General features: G+C 63.7%; 25 protein-coding genes. 9 read left to right on the top strand and 16 right to left on the bottom strand.

Annotated elements, in window-relative coordinates:
- Positions 1-10: 10 nt before the first annotated feature.
- Both JEQ47_RS02825 and JEQ47_RS02820 read right to left on the bottom strand, forming a co-directional pair.
- A complete protein-coding gene (locus tag JEQ47_RS02825; protein WP_198874871.1) occupies positions 11-1258 on the bottom strand; it encodes a L,D-transpeptidase family protein in 1248 nt (415 codons plus the stop codon).
- A gap of 129 nt (positions 1259-1387) precedes the next feature.
- Complete coding sequence (locus JEQ47_RS02820) at positions 1388-1735, bottom strand: hypothetical protein (protein WP_198874870.1); 348 nt, start codon at positions 1733-1735, stop codon at positions 1388-1390.
- Positions 1736-1982: 247 nt separating this feature from the next.
- Between JEQ47_RS02820 and JEQ47_RS02815 the strand changes: the two genes are divergently transcribed.
- Positions 1983-2603 (top strand): transglutaminase-like cysteine peptidase, encoded by a 621-nt coding sequence (locus tag JEQ47_RS02815; protein WP_198875701.1) that lies wholly within the window; start codon positions 1983-1985, stop codon positions 2601-2603.
- A gap of 309 nt (positions 2604-2912) precedes the next feature.
- Here the strand turns inward: JEQ47_RS02815 and JEQ47_RS02810 are convergent, their stop codons facing one another.
- From JEQ47_RS02810 to JEQ47_RS02785, 6 genes are read right to left on the bottom strand one after another with little or no spacing between them, the layout of a single operon-like run.
- Positions 2913-3983 carry a flavin-containing monooxygenase gene (locus JEQ47_RS02810; RefSeq protein WP_198874869.1) on the bottom strand — a complete coding sequence of 357 codons (1071 nt, stop codon included), beginning with the start codon at positions 3981-3983 and terminating at the stop codon, positions 2913-2915.
- Positions 3980-4573, bottom strand: a complete 594-nt coding sequence (locus JEQ47_RS02805) for an SCO family protein (RefSeq protein WP_198874868.1) — start codon at positions 4571-4573, stop codon at positions 3980-3982. Before JEQ47_RS02805 ends, JEQ47_RS02810 begins: the two co-directional genes overlap by 4 nt.
- A complete protein-coding gene (locus JEQ47_RS02800; protein ID WP_198874867.1) occupies positions 4570-5049 on the bottom strand; it encodes a copper chaperone PCu(A)C in 480 nt (159 codons plus the stop codon). The genes JEQ47_RS02805 and JEQ47_RS02800 overlap by 4 nt, the downstream gene beginning before the upstream one ends.
- A complete protein-coding gene (locus JEQ47_RS02795; RefSeq protein WP_198874866.1) occupies positions 5046-5213 on the bottom strand; it encodes a hypothetical protein in 168 nt (55 codons plus the stop codon). Before JEQ47_RS02795 ends, JEQ47_RS02800 begins: the two co-directional genes overlap by 4 nt.
- Positions 5214-5246: 33 nt before the next feature.
- Positions 5247-5711: a hypothetical protein gene (locus JEQ47_RS02790; protein ID WP_198874865.1), complete on the bottom strand. Its 465-nt coding sequence runs from the start codon at positions 5709-5711 to the stop codon at positions 5247-5249.
- Positions 5708-7993 (bottom strand): heavy metal translocating P-type ATPase, encoded by a 2286-nt coding sequence (locus JEQ47_RS02785; protein WP_198874864.1) that lies wholly within the window; start codon positions 7991-7993, stop codon positions 5708-5710. Before JEQ47_RS02785 ends, JEQ47_RS02790 begins: the two co-directional genes overlap by 4 nt.
- Positions 7994-8060: 67 nt before the next feature.
- On the opposite strand from JEQ47_RS02785, the gene JEQ47_RS02780 reads away from it, so the two are divergent.
- The 3 genes from JEQ47_RS02780 (at position 8061) to dgt (ending at position 12155) form a co-directional block, all read left to right on the top strand.
- Positions 8061-8489 (top strand): MerR family transcriptional regulator, encoded by a 429-nt coding sequence (locus tag JEQ47_RS02780; protein WP_198874863.1) that lies wholly within the window; start codon positions 8061-8063, stop codon positions 8487-8489.
- Positions 8490-8635: 146 nt separating this feature from the next.
- Positions 8636-10591: a M23 family metallopeptidase gene (locus JEQ47_RS02775; protein ID WP_198874862.1), complete on the top strand. Its 1956-nt coding sequence runs from the start codon at positions 8636-8638 to the stop codon at positions 10589-10591.
- Between the two features lie 190 nt (positions 10592-10781).
- Positions 10782-12155: a dGTP triphosphohydrolase gene (gene dgt, locus JEQ47_RS02770; RefSeq protein ID WP_198874861.1), complete on the top strand. Its 1374-nt coding sequence runs from the start codon at positions 10782-10784 to the stop codon at positions 12153-12155.
- Between the two features lies 1 nt (position 12156).
- Here dgt and JEQ47_RS02765 read toward each other — a convergent pair whose 3' ends face one another.
- From JEQ47_RS02765 to JEQ47_RS02755, 3 genes are all read right to left on the bottom strand, one after another.
- Positions 12157-12396, bottom strand: a complete 240-nt coding sequence (locus JEQ47_RS02765; protein WP_198874860.1) for a hypothetical protein — start codon at positions 12394-12396, stop codon at positions 12157-12159.
- Between the two features lie 290 nt (positions 12397-12686).
- The gene (locus JEQ47_RS02760) at positions 12687-14084 is read right to left on the bottom strand and encodes an AlbA family DNA-binding domain-containing protein (protein ID WP_198874859.1); all 1398 of its coding nucleotides are present in this window, start codon (positions 14082-14084) and stop codon (positions 12687-12689) included.
- A 90-nt stretch (positions 14085-14174) separates the two neighbouring features.
- Positions 14175-14951, bottom strand: a complete 777-nt coding sequence (locus JEQ47_RS02755) for a L,D-transpeptidase family protein (RefSeq protein WP_236020628.1) — start codon at positions 14949-14951, stop codon at positions 14175-14177.
- Between the two features lie 131 nt (positions 14952-15082).
- On the opposite strand from JEQ47_RS02755, the gene JEQ47_RS02750 reads away from it, so the two are divergent.
- Complete coding sequence (locus JEQ47_RS02750) at positions 15083-15391, top strand: ArsR/SmtB family transcription factor (RefSeq protein ID WP_236020627.1); 309 nt, start codon at positions 15083-15085, stop codon at positions 15389-15391.
- A 32-nt stretch (positions 15392-15423) separates the two neighbouring features.
- Here JEQ47_RS02750 and JEQ47_RS02745 read toward each other — a convergent pair whose 3' ends face one another.
- Genes JEQ47_RS02745 through JEQ47_RS02735 form a run of 3 tightly spaced genes read right to left on the bottom strand, consistent with a single transcriptional unit; the run spans position 15424 to position 17457 of the window.
- Positions 15424-16341 carry a cation diffusion facilitator family transporter gene (locus JEQ47_RS02745; protein WP_198874858.1) on the bottom strand — a complete coding sequence of 306 codons (918 nt, stop codon included), beginning with the start codon at positions 16339-16341 and terminating at the stop codon, positions 15424-15426.
- A 34-nt stretch (positions 16342-16375) separates the two neighbouring features.
- A complete protein-coding gene (locus JEQ47_RS02740) occupies positions 16376-17029 on the bottom strand; it encodes a DsbA family protein (protein ID WP_198874857.1) in 654 nt (217 codons plus the stop codon).
- Positions 17026-17457: a disulfide bond formation protein B gene (locus JEQ47_RS02735; protein ID WP_198874856.1), complete on the bottom strand. Its 432-nt coding sequence runs from the start codon at positions 17455-17457 to the stop codon at positions 17026-17028. The genes JEQ47_RS02740 and JEQ47_RS02735 overlap by 4 nt, the downstream gene beginning before the upstream one ends.
- A 312-nt stretch (positions 17458-17769) precedes the next feature.
- On the opposite strand from JEQ47_RS02735, the gene JEQ47_RS02730 reads away from it, so the two are divergent.
- Positions 17770-18150, top strand: coding sequence for a hypothetical protein (locus tag JEQ47_RS02730; RefSeq protein ID WP_236020626.1), 381 nt, complete (start codon positions 17770-17772; stop codon positions 18148-18150).
- A gap of 60 nt (positions 18151-18210) precedes the next feature.
- On the opposite strand, the gene JEQ47_RS02725 is transcribed toward JEQ47_RS02730, so the two are convergent.
- Both JEQ47_RS02725 and JEQ47_RS02720 read right to left on the bottom strand, forming a co-directional pair.
- Positions 18211-19056, bottom strand: coding sequence for a protein NO VEIN domain-containing protein (locus JEQ47_RS02725; RefSeq protein ID WP_198874855.1), 846 nt, complete (start codon positions 19054-19056; stop codon positions 18211-18213).
- A gap of 278 nt (positions 19057-19334) precedes the next feature.
- Entirely contained in the window at positions 19335-19595 is a 261-nt protein-coding gene (locus JEQ47_RS02720; protein ID WP_236020625.1) for a helix-turn-helix domain-containing protein, read from the bottom strand.
- Positions 19596-19835: 240 nt separating this feature from the next.
- On the opposite strand from JEQ47_RS02720, the gene JEQ47_RS02715 reads away from it, so the two are divergent.
- The 3 genes from JEQ47_RS02715 (at position 19836) to JEQ47_RS02705 (ending at position 21495) form a co-directional block, all read left to right on the top strand.
- Positions 19836-20363, top strand: coding sequence for a hypothetical protein (locus tag JEQ47_RS02715; protein ID WP_198874853.1), 528 nt, complete (start codon positions 19836-19838; stop codon positions 20361-20363).
- A 182-nt stretch (positions 20364-20545) separates the two neighbouring features.
- A complete protein-coding gene (locus tag JEQ47_RS02710; protein WP_198874852.1) occupies positions 20546-21157 on the top strand; it encodes a hypothetical protein in 612 nt (203 codons plus the stop codon).
- Positions 21154-21495, top strand: coding sequence for a DUF6634 family protein (locus JEQ47_RS02705; RefSeq protein ID WP_198874851.1), 342 nt, complete (start codon positions 21154-21156; stop codon positions 21493-21495). The genes JEQ47_RS02710 and JEQ47_RS02705 overlap by 4 nt, the downstream gene beginning before the upstream one ends.
- Positions 21496-21498 lie beyond the last annotated feature (3 nt).

The following is a 21498-nucleotide window of genomic DNA, read 5'->3' as shown; positions in this document are numbered from 1 at the left end:
CGTGGCTCCATCAACTCTCGAACGTGACCTTGCCCGCCATGTCGAATTCGTAGACGTCGTCCCGAAAGCTGACGATGCCCTGCCTGTTGGCCCAGGCCGAGATATAGGTCGTATGGATCTCGACCGGATTGCGGACATCCACGTCGGTCCGAGCACCGTTGGTGAAGACATCCGCTATTTCCGTGGGGCCCCAGTCGCCGTTGTCGCGCAGGACCCAGGCCACGAAATCTTGCACCTGGTCGACGCGGACGCAGCCGGAGGACAGGAAGCGGGCATTGTCGCCGAACAGGCCTTTGGTCGGCGTGTCGTGCAGGAACACGGAATGCGGGTTGTGGAAATTGATCCTGACATTGCCCATGGCGTTGAGCGGTCCTGGGTCCTGCCGGAAGCGGTAGTTGACCGCCTGCTCGGTCTGCCAGTCGATGTCGGTCGGCTGCAGTTCCCGCCCGTCGCCGTCGTAGATGCGGATGCCCTGCTCGGTGAGGTAGTTCGGGTTCTCGTTCATGTATTTTATGAGATCGTTCCGGATGATCGAGACCGGGACGTTCCAGAACGGATTGAAGTTGATCTGGTGGATGCGGCTCTTGAGGATCGGCGTTTGCCGGTCGATGCGCCCCACCACGGCGGTGTGGCGGCGGGAGACCATGCCGCCCTCGACGATCTCGATGAAGGCGGCGGGGATGTTGACCACGACATAGCGGTCGGCGAGACGGGCCGCCATGTTCTGCACCCGTAGCAGATTGAGGCGCAACTGGTGCAGACGCGTTTCCGCGGGGACGTTGAGAGCATACCAGGTTGCCTCGTCGACCTCCCCGCTCACGCGCAAGCCGTGACGAGCCTGAAACCGCCGCAGGGCGGCATCGGTTGGCGCGTCGAAGACCTCATCGACATTGTCCACCATCGCCATGTCGGCGGATGAGAGCAAGCGACGCTTGAGCTGGATCACCCCGTCGCGGGAGACGCCCATGGTGACGCCGTAGGTCTCCTGCGGCACCTGTTCCCAGCCGCCGGCCAGCACGAATGGTTCGTATTGGGCGATCGCCATCTGCAGGTTGTTGGCGGTGTCGTAGGAGAGGATAGGCTCCACCGTGTCTATGGCCTGTAGCGCCGCGGCGCTGTTGGCTTCGCGGTCCGCGTCCGTGAGGGAGCGGTCGCGGTTCATCATGCTCCAGAGCGATTGGGCGTAGGTCGGGGAGGCGAACGGCAAGGTCGCCGCCATTCCCAGGGGAAAGAGTCGAATGAAGTCTCTGCGTTTCATGGTGCGGTCCAATGGATTCCGGTCCGAATGGGCGACGAATGGGCGCTCGATGGCCGCAATCGTCGATTGCTCGCTCGTTCATCCGCGAGGCCGCGGAGCCGCTCGGCTCCTTCGGTTCACGGCTGGCGCTCAGGCGATGCGCGGAGGCCGGAAAGGCTTGGACGGAGGCTTCGGCAGGTCGGCGGCATCCCGGGTATTGCCATGGGCGACCTGGGCGGAACCGTCCCAGAGGATCTGTTCGAAGGCAGTTGTGGGCAGGAACGCCACCACGGAGCAGCACGGGGTGGAATGGAGGGGCTCCGTGCCGGAGCCGATTTCGGGCGCTGACGTGTGCGCGACCGCGACCGCGTTCGCGACGCCGGTTCCGGACTCGAGCGCAACCGGCTGGTGCAATGCGATCACCAGCGCCAAGATCGCGATGAGAGCGGGCAGCACCCTGCGGCCTAAATCCAACACATCTTCACCCAGCGGACGCACGAGGTCATATCAGCGGATCATCCTTATCGTACGGTTAAATCCGGCGATATTGGGGAATGGACGTCGGTGCATGACGATATCGCCCGAGCCGGAGCACGGTGTTCCCGAGAGCGAGCCGGGCGCGCCGATGGCATGGCTAACAGTCCGTTAGGCGGCCGACTAAAACTCGATTCAAAATTGCTTCGTAGTTTTTCGATCAGGGCAATTCGCGACGCCCATCGTGGTCTCCATCAGGGAGATCGTGATGATGAAAGCTGCTGGCACCATTCTATTGGCACTTGTCGCGATAGTTTTGTCGTTGAGCGTTGCCGCACCGGCAGCCGCGAACGAAGGCCACTCCGCCTTCGCCTCGATAGGCGACCGGACGTCGATTCCCTTCGGCCATGCCGAATTCTGCCAGCGTCGGCCTTCCGAATGCCAATCCACCGACATGGTCCGGAGCGTTGCGCTCGATGAAGCGCTCTGGCGCGACCTGGTGGAGGTCAACTACCACTACAATGTCGCGATCAAGCCCATCAGCGACCAGGATTTCTACGGCGTCGAGGAATTCTGGACCTATCCCACCGACGGGTACGGCGATTGCGAGGACTATGCGCTGGCCAAGCGAGCCGCGCTAATCGAACGCAACTGGGCCCCGTCCACCTTGCTGTTGACAGTGGTGACCCAGCCCAACGGGGCTGGTCATGCGGTATTGATGGTTCGGACCGACCGGGGCGATTTCGTCCTCGACAACCAAGCGGCCGAGATCAAGCTGTGGACCGATACGCCCTATACCTATCTGAAGCGTCAGAGCCAGGCCCATGCCGCCCAATGGGTCGACATCCTCGGCGGACGGAATGGCGCGACGACGGTGACGGCGGGCTACTAGGCTAGGGCGAGCGAAGCCTGTTTCGCTGCCGGCGATGCTGCCTGCGCTTCTCGCATCGACCCCTGTCGGCTTGCGCGGTGATAACGGTGTCCTATGGCAGCCTCGAACCGGCGGCGACGATACTTGTCCGCTGCTTCACGGGGCTTTGAAGTCGCCGTCGTTGCGGAACGACGAGGCGGAGGTCAGCATGGGGCGTTCAATTCCGGCGGTGCGTCTTGCGTATTTTCGATGTGGTCCTGCTCGTGCTGGGGGTGATGACGGTCTTCATGCTCGCCTCGTGGATGCCCATGCATCCGCCGCACCATTCGCTCAGCGGTGTCGAGCCAGGTGTCTTCGCAGCAGGTGATCGACGATGACGGCGGCGTCCGCGCTGACCCCCATCACCAGCCCCGAGGCCCGGTTCCTCTGCCAGGGCAGCCCGACGAAATAGAGACCCTCTACGGGAGATATGCCGTCGTCGTGCCGCACGACGCAGTTCCCGTCCAGCACGTTCTCGACCTCGATGAGGGACCAGTCCGCTTTATAGCCGATCGCCCACACGACGGCGGCTGGCCGTACCGCGGACCCGTCCGCGAAGCCAACCATGCCAGCGGCAACGCCCGTTGCGCGCGGCTTGATCCGGATGCCCTCGGCAGCGAGATCGCTCAGCGCCCGCCGCCCCCTGTTGGGGAACGGATCGCTCCGCCGCATCGCCCTTCCGCGCAGGGATCGCGTCGGCGCTCGCACCAGGCCGGTGACGTCCAGCCACCACCAGAGGCTCTTCCCCAACAGGCGTTCGGGCAGGAGCCGTCTCGGTCGCCCGGTGGCGAGAACGACTTCGCGCTTCGGTCTCGCCAGCACGGCGATATCGCGCCCGCTGGCGCCGTCGCCGACGACCAGGAGCGGCCCCGGCGGCAGATGGCTGCCGTCGCCGAATTCCTCGGCAGGCATTGCCGCTACCTCGGACGGGAGCGCCGCGGCCCAGGAGGGGACGATCGGGTCACGGAACGCGCCGGTCGCCATGACGACCGCATCGGCGGCGATGGTGTCGAAACCGGAACCCGAGACGATAAATCGGCCCCCGCTATCCCGGGTGATCGAGGCGACCACGGCTCGGTGCTCTACGGGCAGGCGGAAGCGTGCGGCATAGGCTTCGAGATAGTCGGCGAACTCGTCCTTGTCGGGATATCCGGTCGGCTCGCCGGCCATTGCCATCCCGCCCAGGCCGCTATAAACGCGCGGGGTGAACAGCGTCAGCCCCTCATATCGCCGTCTCCAGGAATCGCCTGTGCGATCCCCGGCATCGAAGATAGCGAAATCCAGGCCGGCATCGGCGAGCAACCGTCCTGTCGCAAGGCCCGCCTGGCCGGCACCGATGACGACGACGTCGAGCCGCTTCATTGGATGAGGCGCCGCAGCTTTTGGAGGCGCGTCTCGAACGGTTCCTCGCCATCCAGCGTGCCGAAGAAGGCACCGTCGGCATCGGCGAGATGGACGCTGGCGCTGTGCTCCATCGTGTAGTCACCGCCTTCGAGCGGAACCCTCTCGAAGAAGATGTAGCGGGCCTTGGCCATGCTCGATACGTCCGCGACGGTCCCGGTCAGGCCGACGATGCGGTCGTCGAAATAGTCGACGTAGTCCTTCATGGTCGCCACGTCGTCGCGTTCGGGATCGACGCTCACGAAGACGACCTGCAGTCGGTCGGCGTCCGGTCCGAGCGCTTCCAGCAGCGCCGACATTTCCGACAATGTGGTCGGGCAGACGTCGGGACACTGGGTGAAGCCGTAGAACCAGGCCGATGGCTTGCCGAGGAAGTCGGCTTCGGTGACCTCCTCGCCGTCCTGGTCCACCAGCGTGAACGCCGTCGCATAGACGGTCTGGCCGGCGTCCGTCGATGCAGTGCGCGGGACGAAATAGACATAGGCCAACCCAGCTCCCGCCACCACGACGAGAGACCACAGGACAATACGGAGGAGACGCAGGGAGCTCACTGGGCGTGTTCCCCGTGGCCGGGCGCTCGGGTGGTCGAGCGCTCTTCTATCCTGAAGGTGACCTCGACCCGCCCCGCCTTCTCGAAGACGAGAATGGCCGGCAGCTCATCGCCGACAACATAGCGCTTGTCGGGGCCGATGAACATGGCATGCGTGCCGTCCGAGCCGAGCCAGACCATCTCGCCGGCGGGCAGTTCGATGCCATCGGTCAGAGGCTGCATACGGGCGATACCGTCGGTCACCACCGACCGATGCAGTTCGACCTTCTCGGCGGCGGTGCTCTCGATCCCGATCAGTCGATCGTCCTCGTCGCCTTGATTGTACAGCGACACGTAGCCGCCGAGCACGCGGGCGCTCGGTGGCGCCTCCTCGATCATTGGGTGATCGATGTAGATCGCCCCGGCATCGAAATCATGGGCAATGGCCCCGGGAGTGATGGCGAACGCCGCGATGGCGATCAGGAGAAGTCTTTTCATTGCGATACCTGTTCGGTGGCCGGCGGCGTGACGACTGGCGCGTCGTGGCCGCCCGTAAGTCGAAAGAGGATGCCCGGCAGGAACGCATAGGCGAACAGCGCGAGCATCAGGAGCCATAGCGTCCATTGGAAGATGCGGAGGACCAGTGGCGGCTTAGTCTGCATGGTGCCCGCCGGATTTGAATGCGTCGCGAAGTCTCATGAGGCTTCCGTTTCCCCGGGCCTGAGGTTGGCGCCCGCGCGACCGAACGCATCGCCCAGGGCGAGCAGCACCGCTCCGGCGATCCAGACATGAGCGAGATTGAGGCGAAGAAGGGGCGCGGAGACGGGCCCGATCGACACCAACGTCGTCATCGTTCCGCTGAAGACGATCTCGAGCAGATTGGCGGCCCCACCCGCCAGCAGCGCCGCGCAGGCCAGATGCTCGACGCTGCGGTGGCTGCCGCGGAGCCGGATCAGAACCACGAGGGCAATGATCGTCACCGCGAGTGTCGGCCAGACTGGCAGCGCGGCGTTCGGGCGAACCAGATAGTCGATCGAGATCCCGGGCAGAAGACCGTGGAAGCCGTCCATCGCCCCCACCAGCTCCGCGGCCAGGGTTCTCGAGGCCAAGTCGAGGGCCATGAGCCAGACGAACACGAAATACGGCACTATTCCCTTCATGCACGTGGTCCGATCCCCTTCCAGGCCAGCAATCGCATGGCGTTGGCTGTGACGAGGACGGTGGCGCCGGTATCGGCGAGGATGGCGGGCCAGAGCCCGGTGATGCCGATGACCGTCGTCACCAGGAACACCGCCTTGAGGCCGAGAGCTATGGTGATGTTCTGGCCGATATTGGCCATGGTGGACCGCGACAGGACCATCATGTTGGCGATGTCGGTCACCCTGCCGTGCAGCACGGCGGCGTCGGCGGTTTCGAGCGCCACGTCGGTACCGCCGCCCATGGCGATGCCGATATCCGCCGCGGCCAATGCGGGCGCGTCGTTGATGCCGTCCCCGACCTTGGCGACGATCCGGCCCTGTGCCTTGAGTTCTCCGACGATGCGCTGCTTGTCCTGCGGCAGCAGCTCGGCGCGCGGCTCGATGCCGAGGCTCGCGCCGATGGCGGCGGCCGTTCGCTTGTTGTCGCCGGTCAGCATTACGATATCGGCGCCGAGGCGCTTGATTTCCGCGAGACCGGTACGGGCGTCGTCGCGTGGTTCGTCGCGCATGGCGATGATGCCGGCGAAAGTGTTGTCGACGAGCAGCACCGAGGCGGTCTTGCCCTCGTCGTTGAGCTTTTCGATCCGGGTCATCAGATCGCCGGCGACGCCGGCCATTTGGGCCGCGGCCTTGGGCGAGCCGAGGAACAACTCCTTGCCATCCACGGTGCCGACCACGCCCTTGCCGCCGACCGCACCGGCCTTGTCGGCCCGGGCCGGTTCGATCCCGTCCGCCTTGGCGCGGGCCAGGATCGCCGTGGCGAGCGGATGGCTCGATCCGACCTCGAGCGCCGCCGACAGCGCGAGAACCTCTCGCTCCGGCCTGCCGACGCCGATGATATCGGTGACCTTCGGCCTGCCTTCGGTCAGAGTGCCGGTCTTGTCGAGCGCCACCATGTCGATCTTGCCCAATTGCTCAAGCACCGCGCCGCCCTTCATGAGAAGGCCGCGACGGGCACCCGCCGAAAGCGCAGCGGCGATGGCGGCGGGCGTCGAGATGACCAGGGCGCACGGGCAGCCGATCAGAAGCACTGCAAGACCCTTGTAGACCCATTCGCTCCAGGGCTCGCCCAGGAACAGGGGTGGCAGCATGGCGATGAGCGCGGCCACGACCATGACGCCGGGCGTGTAGTATTTCGAGAAGCGGTCGATGAAGCGTTCGGTGGGCGCCTTGGATTCCTGCGCCTCCTCCACCAGGGCGATGATGCGCGAGATCGTGTTGTCCGCCGCTGCGGCGGTGACCCGAACACGCAATGCGCCTTCCTGGGTGATGGTGCCGGCGAAGACCTGATCCTCGACCTGCTTGCGCTTGGGCACGGATTCGCCGGTGACCGGCGCTTCGTCCACGGCACTGTCGCCGGAGACGACGACGCCATCGGCAGGGACGCGGTCGCCCGGTCGAACCAGGACCACATCGCCCACTGCCAATTGATCTGCGAGCACTTCCACGACCTTGTCGCCCGCTTCCCGCAACGCGATGCGCGGAACCAGATTGGCCAGTGCCTTGATGCTGGCCCGCGCCCGCCCGGTTGCGACGCCTTCCAGCAGTTCGCCGACGAGGAAGAGCAGTACCACGATGGCCGCTTCTTCCGCCGCGTTGATGAAGACGGCGCCGATCGCGGCGACCGTCATCAGCGTTTCGATGGAGAACGGGCTGCCGTTGATCGCCCCCATCCAGGCGCGCCGGGCGATGGGGATCAGCCCGACGAACATGGCGACGATGAAGACCCACTGCGCGATAGCGGGGATGAGCTGGCCGGCGACGAAGGCCAGAGCCACGGCGATGCCGCACAGGATCGTCAGCTTGGCCTTGGAGGACTGCCACCAGGGTCCGTCCTCGAAGCCATGGTCGTGGCCGTGCATACCCGACAGGGTCTCGGCCCGCTTCGGCTTTTCCGACGGGCCGTGGTCGTGGTCGGCATGGTCGTGTCCCGAGTGATCATGCTCCGCATGGTCATGGCCGGATTGGTCGTGACCGGCATGATCATGAGCCTCCTCGCTCTTGTCGGCTCCTGCACCGCGCGCCGGCAATGGCGCCGTCTTGTACCCGAGGCTCGACACCTTCCGGGCGATGGCGCCCAGGTCGGCATCCGTGTGCTTGACGGTCATGGAGGCGCCCACGACGGAGACCGAGACGTCTTCCACGCCGGGCAGGCGTCGCACAGCGGTATCCACCTTGGAGGCACAGCTCGCGCAATCCATGCCCTCGACACGGAAGCGTGACGTTTCAATCCTTGCCGACATCGCAATCGCTCCTTGCAAACCTTCGTGCCGGCCTACATGCTCTAGCCGCTATAGGAGCAAGCGAAAAATGAATCACGGGATTGCGATCGGCAAGGTGTCGGAGGCCAGCGGGGTGAAGGTGCCGACCATCCGCTACTACGAGCAGATCGGCCTGCTGCCCGCCCCGCCGCGCACGGATGGCGGACGGCGCACCTACGACGGCAAGGATACCGAACGCCTGACCTTCATCCGCCATTCCCGCGAGCTCGGTTTCGATATTGACGAGATCAAGACCTTGCTGGAGCTGCAGGATTCGCCCGACCAGTCCTGCGAGCAGGCGGACGGGATCGCCAAGGCGCACCTGGTGGAGGTCAGGAAGAAGATCGCCAGCCTCACCGCCTTGCAGCACGAATTGGAGCGCATGGTCGAGGGCTGCAGCCACGGTCGCGTCGAGACCTGCCGGGTCATCGAGATCCTGGCCGATCACGGCAAATGCCGGTATCACGGTGAGACCTGACACCCGGCCTGCGACAGTTCAGCGCAATACGGTCGGAACCGCACCGAAACCCACCGCGTCAGCACGACATCACGTGGTCGTGAACGTGGTCGCCGATTGTCCGCCTTTTTCCATGCCTTCAAATTCCACCCACGAATCGCGGGGACATGACGGGGCAGATGCTGGGCGGGCACAAGAAATCGGGGAGACGGCGCGTCGGGACTTTCGACGGGCTCGGCGCACGGGCCCTGGGCTACAGGGACGAGGCGGCTCTCACCACGCGTTCGGCGGACGGAAAGGAGCCCGGGTCGCGGGAACTGAGCGGCGCCTGGCTCGCCGGAACCGTCCTCACGGGCCTAACGTCGGTCCTTCTCATGGGGGCCGCGCTCTACGTCTCGTTCTCGGATATCGAGGGCTACTCGACCGCCTACAAATCGCTCGAGGTCGAACGCGATGTGCCGCCGGCTGCCGCTGACGGCAAGACGAGCAGGGCGCGACCGGTGCTGGAGACGCGGTCCGACCGGGAGGTCGTCTCCGCAAGCGTCATGGCCAGCGACGGGGCTTCGGAGGTCATCCGCAACGCATCCTTCGTGCGGGTCTCGGCCACCCTGGCCACCTCGCAGACCGCCTTGACGGACGATGTCGTCGCCTATTCGCCGGAGAACTATATCGAGGCGTTGCCGGACGATGCCTTTTCCGAGGTGGCTATACAGATCAGCACCGACGTTCTGGGAGCGCCCGCGGCGGAGGTGAGCATCAGCTATGCCGCCCTCCCGTCCGGCTACGTGCCGCGGCGGGCGATCAGCGATGCCATCGCCGCCGCCTATGTGGGCGCGACTTCATGGGGCGACTATTCCGAGCCGGGGGTCGCGATGGCCTATTTCGGATCGGACGCGACCGCGCGAGCCAGCGCGCCGCTGGCCGGAATGGCCGAGAACGTCACCGTCGTGCCCAAGACCACAATGGCCGGAGACAGCCGGGCGACGTCCGAACGTATCGTAAAACTCGACGTCGCCGGGCCGCTCCTCGACACGCTGGTCACCCATGGTTTCACACCTGGCTCCGCAGCGGAAGTGCAGGAGATGATCCGCAACCTCTATCGGCTCTCGACCCTGGAGGCCGGATCGCGCCTGCGCATCCTGCTCGGCCCGTCCGGCAATGGCGGTGGACTCGTTCCTTACCGGCTCAGCATCTATCTGCACGACGACGCCTCCAACAGCGATCGGCACGCGGTCACCGTCGCCCTGACCGATACCGGTCGCTACGTCGTGGCCCTCGCGCCGCCGGACATCCCCTTCTCGGAGGAAAGCACCGAGCAGATCGATGTGGCCAATCTGCCCAGCATCTACCAGTCGATCTGGGAGACGGGCCGCCGCAACGATGTCGCTGACGAGGTCATCTCCCAGATCGTGGCCCTCGTCGCCTATGATACGGACCTGACCCGCCGCGTGCAGCCCGGCGACGGGATCGAGCTGCTCACCGCCGCGCCCGGGGACGGCGCGAGCGAGCAATTGCTCTATGCCGCGATTTCCCTCGGCAATGCGAAGCGACGGTTCTATCGCTATGCCGGACCGGACGGCACGGTCGCGTTCTTCGACGAGCAGGGCGAGAGCGGCAAGCGCTTCCTGCTGCGTCGTCCGCTGGAGGGCGGCGGTCGCCTGACCTCTGCGATGGGAACACGCATCGACCCGTTCAACGGCGGCAATGCGAACCACGAGGGGACGGATTTCGCCGCCCCGCGCGGCACGCCGATCTATGCCGCCGCCGATGGCGTCGTCGACATGGCGCAGTGGTATTCCGGGTACGGCAGATACGTGCAGATCAAGCACCTGAACGGTTATCAGACCGCCTATGCGCATATGAACGCCATCGCCGACGGCATCACGCCCGGTGTCCGCGTCCGCCAGGGCCAGGTCATCGGCTATGTCGGCTCGACGGGCCGGTCCACCGGCAATCACCTGCATTTCGAACTCGAGATCAACGGGCGCATCGCCGATCCCCTGGAGATCAAGCTGCCCCGGGCGAAGACCCTGCCGCCCCAATACATGGAAGACCTGCGCCGGACCATGGAACAGGTTCGGTCCATCATGGACATGCCGGCGGGCGGCTCCACCCACGCCTGATGGCATCTCGGGATTTCATCCGAGAAGACCGCCCCACCTGACGACATTGCTGTCGGATTCCAGCTGCCTATGCTGTCAAAGGCAAGACGCTGCCAGTCTATATTGTGCTGGGTCCACCTATGAGAACGATTGACACAATCGCAATCCTTCGCCGCTAATCAGGTAAAATACTCGCGTGGGGACGGCGAAAATGGATTGGAAGACGCTCACAACCAAAGATCGGTTCTATCAGGATCGAATGGACGGAGCGGATAATCCTGACGCCGAAGGTTTCACGCTGTTTCAACAGGATGCGCAAAGGATACTGTACAGCAGTGCTTTTCGTCGGCTACAGGGCAAGACGCAAGTCCATCCCTTTCCGAGCTATGACTATCTGCGGACGCGACTGACCCACAGCATCGAGGTCGCCAATGTCGCCCGGTCGATAGCAACGAGAATAGCGGACATCCTTCAGAAGGATGACGATACGGTGAACCCAGTCGATTGGGGCGACATCGTATACTGCGCGAGCCTCATCCACGACATCGGGAATCCGCCTTTCGGCCATGTCGGCGAGTACGCGATCCAGTCATGGTTCGAAGACAACAAGGAAAAGGGAGCGATCGGCGACGTTATGGGCGACGGGCGATATGCCGGGGATTTTTTGGGCTTCGAGGGTAATGCCCAGGGTTTCCGTGTCGTCACCCGCCTCGCCGGCTGGCGGGAGCAGGGGGGCCTGCGGTTGACCAATTCCGTGCTGGCATCATTCATCAAGTATCCCTATGGATCGACCAAACGCTTCTCGTCCCGCTACAAGTCGCCGGGAAAATCGAAGTTCGGCTTTACATGGGACGACAGGGATGCTGCCGCGGAGGTGTTCAAGTCTGTCGGGATACCCCATAAGGAGCAGGAAGGATATGCAAGGCATCCCTTCGTGCATATCCTCGAGGCAGCCGATGACATCTGCTACCGCACGACCGATATCGAGGACGCTTTTCGGATAGGCCACCTGCAATTCAAGGCTGCGGAAACATTGCTTCGTCCGTTGGCGGAGAAAGGCGGCGATCCCAAACGGTATAACGAAATCCCGGAAGCCGAGGAGCAGGATAGGATCGCCTACCTGAGGTCCGGAGCGATCGTGGGTCTCTCGAAGATCGCGGTTCGCCGTTTCATCGATATGAAGGATACGATCGAGGCGGACAGCCTGGGGCAGGACCTGATCAAGGATCCCAACGTGGCCGGTGATCTGGAGGCGATCGCCGAGGCCTGCAGGGACAAGGTCTACAAGGAACGGCGAAAGCTCGAGACCGAGAGCGCCGGCATAACCATTCTATCCTATCTGCTCGAGCATCTGACCGGCATGGCCATGTCGAAGGCATCGGGCAAGGATCTCAAGACCAAGGAGCGCCATCTCTACGATCTGCTCCCGAGCCACTCCCGGGCCGCTTTGGATGCAGCCGGCCTGAACAAGTACAAGGCGCTTCTGGTCATCACGGACTACATCTCGGGGATGACCGATCGTTACGCCCACGAACTGTTCCTGAAGCTCAACGGCACCAGCCCGCTGATAGGGCGGATGACCTGATTCAGGAGTTGACGAGTTCTTCGCGGTGCTTTTCGACCAACGTGCTCGCCAACTCGATCAAGGCGTTGTTCACGTTGGTGCCGGCGAAGTCGTTTCCTATCGTCGCGTAGAGCCGCCCCACGACGGTGTCCATCGCCGCGGTCGTGTCGATCGGCTGATTGTGGGACTGCGCTTCTTCGATTCGCTTCAGAGTTCCATCGACGATCTGACGTGCAATGGGTGAGAGCTCGGACCTGGACATCGCTAAACCTGTCTTGCTCGGACTGATTTGGAACGTTACCGGAACATGAATACCATGGAACGGCGACCGAATCTTCTACCGAGATGCGTCTGCATTATTCTATCCCCACATTTCGGTTAGCAAATGCATAAATCAACGGGCCGCCGATAACAGTTTCTTGGACGACCAATGGTCGTGACCACGAACGCGTTCCACGGAGCGCTGCAGTTGCCGGCGTCGAGGCGGCTGTTCCTGCGGTCGGCACAGGGCTGCTTTGGGCAAGGTGTGCCCGCCCCGGTTGTGGTTTTCCGTCACCGTTGGTCGAGTCGGGTCTTCTGGACCCCGATAGCTCTTTGACCCGCCATGACGAAATCCACGATGGATGTCTTGAAGGCGTCGTAGTCCTCCTCGTCGCCCATCCCCATCGATACCCCCAGAGCTCTCGCGATAGGCACGAAAAGGGCTATTGCGATCCAGATGACGTTGGATTGATCCGTCTCTCCGGGCTGTGGCGCCGCCAGATCGAAATAGGAGTGATGGCTCTTGCCGGGGTGGATCTCCGCTTCGTCGCGCAGGTTGAGCGCCAGTCCGTGCTGCTCGTACTCGTCCAGCACATGGGTAGCGTCGAAGAAGGGGATGGTCCTCCACACGCCTGCTATCCTGATCTTGACGGACATCTTCTCGGTCCAGCCGAATTCCTTAGCCAAGGCCAGGTGCTTCCGGGCCAGCGCCATGAGAACGATCATCAGCAGGTTCAGGTCGATGACTGTCGGATCCTTGTAGCGCTGCTGGCGGCAAAGCCCGATGAATCGATCGGCGTGATCGTATCCCCGGAACAACGCGTGCAGGCTCGCGAGATTGCCGCCGCGGAATTTCGGCAGGGGGACGACGATCTCGCTGCAGAAGTCCGTCCGCAGGGTCCATGTGAGCGTCAGGGACTGGGGGTCGGTGATTTGGGCCTGTCGGCAGACATAGGCGCCCGTGGCGCGATAGACGTTGTCGAAGGAGAGCGTGAAGTCGCCGCTCGTATCCCGCATTATCTCCCGGATCTTTCCGATGGGGACGTCCTTCACGGGTTCATGGTCGCCCCAGAAATCGGCGATGAGGAAGATGCGGACATGCGCGACGTCTTCCTCGGCCTCGGAAGTCTCGAGATCGCGGTTCGTCCATTCCGCGAAATGGTCGGTGACCTTGGTGGAGCGTGCCGACAGAAGATCGAGCATGTGGCGATCCGTTTCGTGACGCGGTTCCGAGCCGTCCGCCACGCGCCTATAGATCCGACCGTCCTTGTGGATGAATGGGGCATCCGCGCCCCATGGCACGCGGACGGCGACCACGCAGCGATCTTCCGGCAGACCGATGCCGGGCTCGGGACCGAACAGCGCCTTCGCCTCGAAATACGGCGTCGGCTGGATATGGTTCGCAGCGCTCTGGCGAATGCGCTGCAGCAGGGCGTCGGCCTCCTGTCGCGGGATGCCCGGGAATTCGCCCGCGACGGCATCATCCTTGGACTTCTCCGCAATTCCGTAGAAGATCCATCCCCCATAGGTATTGGCGAACGCGGAGATGGACTTTGCAACGGCGCCCGCATTCGACACCTCCCGCTTGTACTCGACGTACCACCCCTCTGCCACGCCCCTGAGAACGGCGAGGTCGGCGGGTACGATGTCGACAATACTCTTCGAGAACGGGTTGAAATCGTGACGCATGGGTGCACCTGTGCGAACGGCAGCCTCTGCCGGGCCGGCTCGAAGCTGCCTATGTCGGGCGAGTCGAGCAAGTACGGTGGGAAACGGCGGCTAGACCCGATCGTCCGATGCTGCAGGACAGGCGCCGAGGGGATCGAGCGGGTTGGTACGCGGATCATTGCGGTTGAACACGTAGCGCTTTTCGCAGACGTCCCAGTCGGGCGGCTTGCGGTTCCGATCGAAGAGATCGGTGCCTTCCTTGAGGTTGGCCCAGAAGGCCGCGTGCGGACTTGAGGCATTGGCCGCCATGTTGGCGTCCGTCATGCGGAAGGGCAGCAATTGCACCTGGAAGGAACGATTGCCTCCCGTGAAGGATTCGCGCGCCAGGGCGTAGATTTCCTTGATCTGGTCGTCGGTCACGGCATAGCAGCCTACCGACTTGCAGTCGCCGTGGATCATGAGGTTGGTGCCGGTGCGGCCCCAGGCACGGTCGAACTTGTTCGGGAAGCCGACGTTGAACGACAGCCAGTAGGACGATTTCGGGTTCATCAGCCCAGGCGTGACGTCGTAGAAGCCCTCGGGGGACTGGTAGTCGCCTTCGCGGAACTTGGGTCCGAGCTCGCCCGACCAGTTGCAGATCTCGTAGGTCTTGAACAAGGCATAATCGCCGGTATTGGTCCGCTTCCAGACCTCCAGTTCCGAGCTCTGCTTGTAGACGCGGATCACCATGGGCTCGGTCGGCGACGATCCCATCGCCGCCAGGCGTTGCACCGTGTCGCGGCTGAGCGGGACCATATGGCGGTTGTCCCCGACGAACTGGCTGCTGCACGCCGAGAGGACGATCACGGAGATCAGCAGGACGAGGGCCCGGAAGGCGAAGCTTGGCATGGCGGTCCCGTTCATTTTTCGGCAACCATATGGCGGCGGGGTTACCGGAAGGTTTTCCGTGCCGCAGATGTGATCGACGACAGCCGAAACCCTCCTTACCATCCGGTCGTACGAGCCGAGAGGAAAAGCCGTTGCGAACCGCGCCGATCGCCAACCGTGTATTGTGCGATATGTCGGAGATATTCCGTCTGCTGGGTGACCCCACAAGGCTCGGGATATTGCTGTGCTGCCTCGAGGAAGCGAAGGCCGTTGGCCGGATCGCGGACGAGCTCTCGCTCCAGCAGACCTCGGTGAGCCGCCACCTGCGCCTGTTGCGCGGTGCCGGGCTCGTCGCTCGCGAGCGGGACGGCAAGTGGGTATTCTACAGGGTCGGGGACGACCATGTCAGAAGCATTCTGGCAAATGTCGTCGCCCATCTCGACGAAGAAGCCGACGTTTGATTGCGGGCGGGAGGGACCCGCGCGAGGCTTCCTCACTCCTTACGAACGAGGTCCGTGTCGTGTTCGATGCCGTCAGCGGCCTCGATCTCGATGGTCGCGTGGTCGATGTCGAAATCGTCGTGCAATTCCCGCTTCAGCCGTTCCTTCAGCGCGGTCGCCGCGGATAGTTCGGGCTCATCGACGATCAGGTGGACTTGCAGAGCGGTCCGATCCTCGCTGATGCGCCAGACGTGGAGGTGATGCACGTCCGATACGCCGGCAGTGCCTTGCAGCCTTGCGACCAGTTCGTCGTGGTGGAAACCTTTCGGCGCGCTGTCCATCAGCACCGCGATCGCCTCGCGGATTTCCCGCGACGCATGGATGAGGACGTAGACCGCGATCATGGCGGTGACGACGGGGTCGATCCATGAGACAGCCGGGCCCCAGACCATGATCGCGACGCCGCTGGCTATCACCGCCACCGTGGCTAGGGCATCGGCGATCATGTGCAGGAAGGTGCTGCGCACGTTGAGGCTGCCGAGATCCTTGCGCAACACCCAGGCGGCGGCGACGTCCTCGACGAAGGCGATGGCTCCCACGATCAATACCGTCGTGGCCACGACTTCTGTCGGCTCGAACAGGCGGGAACCCGCTTCGTAGAGCAGGTAGAGGCCGATCATGATGAGCGCAGTGAGGTTGATGAGCGCTCCGACCGTCTCGGCCCGGGCATAGCCGAAGGTCCGCTTTTCGTTGGCGGCGCGCCTGGAGATGCGCCAGGCGATATAGGAGACCAGCACCGCTCCGGCATCGGAGAGATTGTGCGCCGCATCGGCTATGAGCGCCAGCGATCCCGAAAGAACGCCGCCGACGACTTCGGCAACGGTAATGCCGAGGTTCAGCGCCAGGGCGATCAGCAAACGGTGGCCGCGATCGGGCGATCGATCCGCCGTTCCTTCGTGCGCGTGAGCCATTCGAGCCTCCTCGGAGCCTCAACGCATCCGGACGCTAGTTGGTTTTCTCCACCTCGGCGGCGACGAGGTCGGCCAATTGCTGCGGACCGAAATCGACGAGTTCCTGCCCGTTCACGTAGAAGGTCGGCGTCTGCGCGATGCCCAGCGCCTCCAGATCCGTCATCTCCTGCCGCAGGGTCGCGGTGACGTCCTCGCCCTGTGCATCGGCGCGCGCCCGGGAAAGGTCGAGGCCGGCTCCCGCCGCGGCCTGCCAGGCGATATCGAGATTGGGCGCCCCATGGGCGGCCCAGCTCGGCTGCGCGGCCAGCAATGCCTCCAGCACCGGCAGGAAAAGGTTCTGCTTGCGCGCTGCTTCGAGGATGCGGACCGCCCGGTCCGACCCTTCGTGCAACGGAGCGTAGCGCAGCACCAGTCGCACGCGGTCGGGATGGCGATCCATGATCTGCTTGACGATCGGATAGAAGGCCCGGCAGGCCTCGCACGAGGGGTCGAACCATTCGACGATCGTCACCGGGGCGTTCTGCGGACCGATCACGGGCGAGTTGAACCGCACCAGGTTGGACGGTGCGACGGGCTCGGCGGTGGCGGCACGCTGGTTGCCGGCGAATTGCGGATAGAGGATCGCCCCGATGACGAGAACGAGGACGGCGACTGCCGCGGTGGTAAGGACCACGAGGCGACGATTCATGAGGGGCGACTCCGGTTGACGAGGAAAAGGCAGAGGAGGATGGCGGCGAAGGCCGACAAAGACAGGAGAGGCAGCGGGACGATGCCGAACAGGGTCATGGCTTCGTCCGAACAGGACGGACCCGTCGCGGTGCAGGGCTGGATGGCCTCAGGGACGATGCCGTAGAACAGGAGGGAATGGAACGCGGCGAAGCCGAATCCGGCGACGGCCAGCGGGGCTGAATGCAGGATCGCGTTCCGGTCCGAGAGGAATGCACCCACCCCCAGGGTGATCACCAGGGGGAACATGGCGATCCGTTGGTACCAGCAGAGCACGCACGGTGCCTGTCCCATCACCTCGCCGATGAACAGGGCGCCTAGCGTCGCTACCAGGGCGACGGCCCATGCCGAGAAGAGCCAGGTCCAGGATCGATCATCTGTTGCGGACATGCGGGACTCCGAATTGCGAGCGCAACCTACGACCTCAAGCCACTAGAGGAGCAAGGCAAAAAAATGTCGCACACCTATTGCTCCTCCAGTCGGTAGAGGAAGTACGATACTTCTCGTCCGGGGGGGATAAATGACGCTTTCGACGATGTCGGCGACGCTGTTCACCGCCGTCCTTCTGGCGGTCGGTTATTGGTCGCTGGGGCTGGCGACCATGCTCCTCTTCACGACGGGTTTCGTCACCGGCCTCCTGCTCTTCCTGTTGAGGCCGGGCGTGGTCCGTTCCGCTCGGTCCGGTGGCCGTTCTTCACCGCGTTGGTCCTGTCCGCCCTCCATCGGGCCGAGGAATATTTCAAGGATTTCTTCGATGCGCTGGCCGGCATCACCGGAGTGCCCAATGCCGACGTCGCCTCGCCGCCCGTGATCCTGTTGGTGGTGCTGTCCGTCGGCGCGTGGCTGCTGATACCGTTTCTGACTGGTCGGACTCGCTTCGGAACCTACCTGGCCTGGACCTTCTTCGCGGCCATGGGGATTACGGAATTGGCCCATATCGTCGTGTTCCCCCTCGTGACCGGGCGCCCGTTCGAGTACTTCCCGGCAATGGCCAGCGTCTTCCTGCTGGCGCCAGCGGGGTGGTGGGGTCTGGTCACCATGTGGCGGCAAGGCGACACCATGAAGCGATGGCGCCCTGTTTGAGGCGACGGGTTTGCTTGCCGTCCGTGGGTGCGTACGATCCGTGCCGACGATGCGCCCTTCTCAAGCACTCGGATGCGGCGTCGCCCGCCAGGTTTCCGTGTCGAGCCTCAAGACGCTTTCGAGCGGCGGCCTGACCGTGAAGATGCGCGGCTTCTGCGCGAACTGGTGAAGCCGGTAGAGATGCCAGTGCTCGGATCTTTCCGAGGACACCTCCATCTCGTTGCGGGTCACGAAGAACGGGGTCGAGGCAGCACCATTGGTCGTCTTGACCTCGATGAGACGCTCCCGCCCATCCGGGTCGAAGGAGAGGATGTCGAAACCCGCGCCGTCTCCGTCCTCCTCTGCCACCCACCTGATCTTGCGGGCGAGATCGCCCCGATCGCCGGCCAACAATCTCCTGCGCTCCAGATCGACTACGAACGCCTCGCCGGCGCGACCCAACTGCCGATTTCTGAAGTCCCGTTCGACGGGGTCGAATTTGCGGACCAGCCGCTCGAGGCCGACGGTGCGAGGGCCTGGGATGGTCATCACCGGCATCGGTGCGAAGATGCTGACGGGATCTAGTATAGGCGTCGGCGAGGCGGTGGGTTGCTGATCGAGGATGTTGCGATTGCCGGTGAGATACCGATCTATGGCGTCGAACAGGGCGTCTTGATAATTGAGCGCGGGCTTGTAGCCCCAGATCCAGGGGAAGCCCAGGTGCTGGAGCACCGCGGAGATGTTGCGGTACTTGAACTCTATCGAAGCGGCGGAGCGGCCTACCTGCTGCATCAGGACTGCGCGATGGTGCGCCTTCACGTAGGGTCGCTGCACCAGTTCGTCCGAGAGCATCGTGAAGTAGTCGGCGACGATGGCATCGAGTTCGCTCCCGCGCCATTCTTCTCGCTGCCTGTTGTAGTCGACCATCGGCACCCCCGTTGGCCAAGATGCCCGACGCAGCGCGGATCGAAAAGGTTGGAAATCGACCGAGCGCATCCGAGTGATGCGTCGCGTCGACCGGTGGCGACGGAATAGGTTGCGAAATACCTCGGTGCGAGGGAGATAGCCGCAGCCCCAGCCTCGATCGGCGGCACATCTCGATATAGTGCACCAGGTCATTGCCGGCATCTGGTTCCTGGACACGGATCTAGGTAGCACTTCGTCTGCAGGAACGACAGCCTCGTTCGAATGCTCAAGCCGGAGCGCTAGCGCTCGTCGGGATCGCACTCTCGAGAGTGCTTCACTCCGGGCGCGCCTCCTTCCAGACCCAAGAAGACGATACCCTCCGCTTCGAGCGCGCCCTGTACGGCCCGGATGCTCTCGGCTGTGACGCGGTCGTCGCCGGTTTCGATCGCCGCTACTGTGCGTCGAGCGATGCCGCTTCGTTCGGCCAGTATCTGCTGGGACCAGTCCAGCAAAGCCCGGGCGGCTCTTATCTGCGCGGCATTGGGTTGGCTAAGGGCCAAGCTCGAGGTCCGTCGAATCGATTTCAACGGCATTCTACCGTCACCAAACGATTCTTGTTGCACAAAATGTGCAAAGAGGCTTGACAAAGCCGGCCATCTCCTATAGTGACTAGAGCTATGGAAGCCGCGTGCGTTCACAGGAGGTGAACGCCGATCAATACCTTCCCTCTCTCGTGGCTCGTGCACGACCTCCCAATTACTGCGTCAGGGGACTTGTCGTGAAAGACAAGGAGAAGGTTAATGCATCATCCTGTTGCCGGCATCTCTCGCGACGACACCGATGGGGCCGGATCGCGGTCACGGCAATTGCGCCGGCGCATTTCCGCTCAGCTGTTCGGTATCCTCCGGGAATCGAAAGAGATCGTGGTGATCGGCCCCGACCCGCTCCTCATCCACTACAGCCGGGCCGAGGGCCTCGATCCCGAATCTTTGGCGACCTGCCAGATCCTGATCGACGGATCTCCGCTCACGGTCGTGGGTGTTCCCAATCGCATCTGGTACGGCGCCGTCATGCGGGACGTCCATCGCGTCAAGCGGAACATGTTGGCCTCCGGCAGGTCTTGCATTCTCGTGCCCCAGCGCGCGCTCGAAGGAATTGCGAGGCTGCACTCCCGCCCGATCGCCGATCGTGATCCGCAAATCCTCCTGCAGGCGATACGTACAGCTCCGCTCCTGCGCGATATCGATGCCTGCCGGTACGGGCGAGGCCATGACCCGGTCGGCTGCCTCGCCGTCGAACTCGCGACCGGCACGCCCTGCCTGGGCTGAAACCAAGCCTCATCACCCCATACGCCACGATGTCCTTTCGCTGACCCATAGGCAGCGAGGTGGCGGAGCTTTGGCCTGACCTCGGTCACAAGCACCTGACGCCTAACGAATTCCGCCACCTTCGATCGGCGGATCGCCGGTCCGATCACGTTTTCAATTCCGACGAACCAAGGAGATGCCCCATGCTGGAGGCCAATTCCGCTCGCATGCAATCGGAACCCTGCAAATGGCGTTCGCAACAGGAAAGGGAGGGGAAATCCCTGCGCCGTGCCGCCGAGGCACTCGTCATGGCGTATCCCGGCATCCGTCGCTTGCCGGATGATCACGGCATCGAGGAAACCGCAGCCGAACTGGGACTCGAACCGCACGAACTCGTGGTGGTGCCTGTGGCTATCGGCCATCGCGCGGTGGACCTCGTGGTGGTGCCCACCAGGACGAGGCGTCGGGGTGGAATGCCCCTCTTCTTCGAGTTGAAAGCCTCGGCGGCGACGATCGGTCGTACCGTGGTCCTGGTACCGGAGAGCTTCGTCCGTCGCGAGCCCCGCTTGACCAACGCCTTCGTCATTGCAGAGGCGGCGGAGACTGCCGTTGGCGCGACCGATCGTATGAGGATGCTTGTTCATCTCATCGAGAACGGCGGCAGCGCGCCCCTGCTCGACCTGGCGGGGTTGGTCAACAGCGGCGATCCGGTGGCGGGAGTGCTGGGACTGGTCGTGGAGGGCGGTCTGCACATGGACCTCGACGCCAGGCTCATGCCTTCCAGTCAGGTCCACCTGGTGGAGCCGGGCCTATGATCGGTGACAACAGCGACCCCGTCGACTTCCTGGGGGCCGACCCTTTGGCGATCGCCGAGCTGCTGGAGGACCTGGCCGCCGACCTTCGCGGCCTTGCCGCCGGTTCTCCTCCCTCGCCCGGGCGCCTGCTGGAAGCACCGCATCTCCGGCGCTGGGGCTTCGCGCCGAGGAGCGCGCTTTGCCTGGCCGGCACGGCATACGGCCATCCGCGGATCGTCGACGGCAGGGAATGCGTGACGTCCGAGCTCTTCGCGATCGCCCGGGACCGCAGTTGGGCAAGGACCCTATCGCGCTACTACCAATTGGGTCCTCCGAAGGTCTTCGGCCTGGACGAGTGAGCA

The organism is Devosia sediminis, assembly GCF_016411825.1.
Classification (GTDB): Bacteria; Pseudomonadota; Alphaproteobacteria; order Rhizobiales; family Devosiaceae; genus Devosia; species Devosia sediminis.
The sequence above is the reverse complement of the archived record's forward strand: the minus strand, read 5'-3'. Positions and strand labels throughout refer to the sequence as shown.